Source organism: Dietzia sp. SYD-A1, from assembly GCF_015356725.1.
GTDB lineage: Bacteria > Actinomycetota > Actinomycetes > Mycobacteriales > Mycobacteriaceae > Dietzia.
Window position 1 is genome coordinate 1 of sequence record NZ_JADDKI010000512.1, and the last position, 2,201, is coordinate 2,201.

The 2,201-nt window shown below is 71.6% G+C and carries 2 protein-coding genes; both read left to right on the forward strand.

Translation table 11 applies throughout. The features are described from left to right. Nucleotides 1–231: 231 nt before the first annotated feature. On the forward strand, nucleotides 232–855 hold the full coding sequence (gene purN, locus IY392_RS16310; protein WP_194861788.1) for a phosphoribosylglycinamide formyltransferase: 624 nt from the start codon (nucleotides 232–234) through the stop codon (nucleotides 853–855). Further along, nucleotides 852–2,201, forward strand: a 1,350-nt coding sequence (gene purH, locus IY392_RS16315) for a bifunctional phosphoribosylaminoimidazolecarboxamide formyltransferase/IMP cyclohydrolase (protein WP_194861789.1), incomplete at its 3' end; no start/stop codon positions are given. The genes purN and purH, both read left to right, overlap by 4 nt.

Sequence of the window (2,201 nt, forward strand, 5' to 3'; positions counted from 1 at the left end):
TTCGCCGACCCCGCCGCCGACCCCGCCGACGACCCCGCCGACGCGGCTGAGGGCGCCGCCGACCCGGGCGATTCCGGGACGGCCGAGGAGAGCCCCGAGGAGAGCCCCGAGCAGAGACCCGAGGAGAGCCCTGAGGAGAGCCCTGACGAGGGGCCGAGAGCCGCCGACTAGACTGCCACCCGGGCCCGGGAACGCGGCGGGCAGGCGGATCGACGGGCAGGAGCGTGGGACGTGGTCAGTGCCGAGTCCGGAGCCCCGAGCCGGGTCGTGCTCCTGGCCTCCGGTGCCGGGACGCTCGCGCAGAGTGTGCTGGACTCCGCCGCTGGGTCCGGCTGCCCGTACCGCGTCGTCGGCCTCGTCTCCGATCGCCCCTGCGAGGCCGTGTCGCGCGCCGAGGACGCCGGCCTGCCCGCCCTCGTCATCCGTCCCGCTGACCATCCCGACCGTTCCGCCTGGGACAGCGCGCTGACCGAGGCCGTGTGCGGGTTGCGTCCGGACTGGATCGTCTCGGCGGGCTTCATGCGCATCCTCGGAGAGGCGTTCCTCGGGGAGTTCACCGGCCGCGTGCTCAACTCCCACCCCGCCCTGTTGCCCTCCTTTCCCGGTGCCCACGCGGTACGGGACGCGCTCGCCTACGGAGTGGCGGTCACGGGATGTACTGTCCACCTGGTCGACGCGGGGGTGGACACGGGCCCGGTGATCGCCCAGCGCGCTGTCGACGTGTTCTCCGAGGACACCGAGTCCTCCCTCCACGAACGAATCAAGATCGTCGAGCGCGAGCTGCTCGTCGACGTCCTCGAGTCCGCCGCCCGTGGCCGACTCCACATCGAAGGTCGAAAGGTGCACCTATCGTGACCGACTCCCGCAGGCCCGTCCGCCGTGCGCTCATCAGCGTCTACGACAAGACCGGACTCGAGGACCTCGCCCGGGGTCTGGCGGCTGCCGGGGTCGAGATCGTCTCGACCGGCTCCACCGCGCAAAGGATCGCCGACGCCGGGGTGTCGGTGACGCCGGTCGACTCGCTGACGGGGTTCCCGGAATGCCTGGAGGGGCGCGTCAAGACGCTGCACCCACGGGTCCACGCCGGCATCCTGGCCGACACGCGCAAGCCCGAGCACCTCGAGCAGATCGCGGATCTCGGTGTGCAGCCGTTCGAGCTCGTCGTCGTCAACCTCTATCCCTTCACCGACACCGTCGCCTCCGGCGCGGACTACGACGCGTGCGTGGAGCAGATCGACATCGGTGGTCCGTCCATGGTCCGCGCGGCCGCCAAGAACCACCCGTCCGTCGCGGTGCTCGTCGACCCGGCCGGCTACGGCGAGGCTCTGGAGGCGGTGGCCGCGGGTGGGTTCCCGCTGGATCAGCGTCGTCGGCTCGCAGCCGCCGCCTTCCGCCACACCGCTGCCTACGACGTCGCGGTGGCCACCTGGATGACGGAGCAGACCGCATCACCGTCGCAGGACTCGGGCGAGGACTTCCCGGTGTGGCAGGGGCAGAGCCTCGACCTGGCCGCCACCCTTCGCTACGGGGAGAACCCGCACCAGCGCGCGGCCCTGTACACCGACTCCGCCGCCGCCCCCGGCCTCGCCCAGGCCGAGCAGCTGCACGGCAAGGAGATGAGTTACAACAACTACGTCGACGGTGACGCCGCCTGGCGCTCCGCCTTCGACCACGCCGAGCCGTGCGTGGCGATCATCAAGCACGCGAACCCGTGCGGCATCGCGATCGACGCCGACATCGCCGCAGCCCACCGCGCCGCCCACGACTGTGACCCTGTCAGCGCGTTCGGCGGGGTGATCGCCGCCAACCGTCAGGTCAGTCTGGAGATGGCCGAGCAGGTCGCCGAGATCTTCACCGAGGTGATCATCGCGCCCTCCTACGCCGACGGTGCCGTGGAGATCCTGCAGCGGAAGAAGAACATCCGGATCCTCGAGGCCGACCCGCCGGCGCAGGCGGAGCTCGAGCGCAAGCAGATCTCCGGCGGCGTGCTGGTGCAGCAGCGCGATTCGCTGGACGCCGACGGCGACGTGACCGCGGGGTGGACCAAGGCCTGCGGGGACGACGCCGACGAGCAGACCCTGCGCGACCTGCTGTTCGCGTGGCGGGCCTGCCGCGCGGTCAAGTCCAATGCCATCCTGCTGGTGCAGGCCGGTGCGACCGTCGGCGTGGGCATGGGCCAGGTCAACCGCGTCGACTCCGCC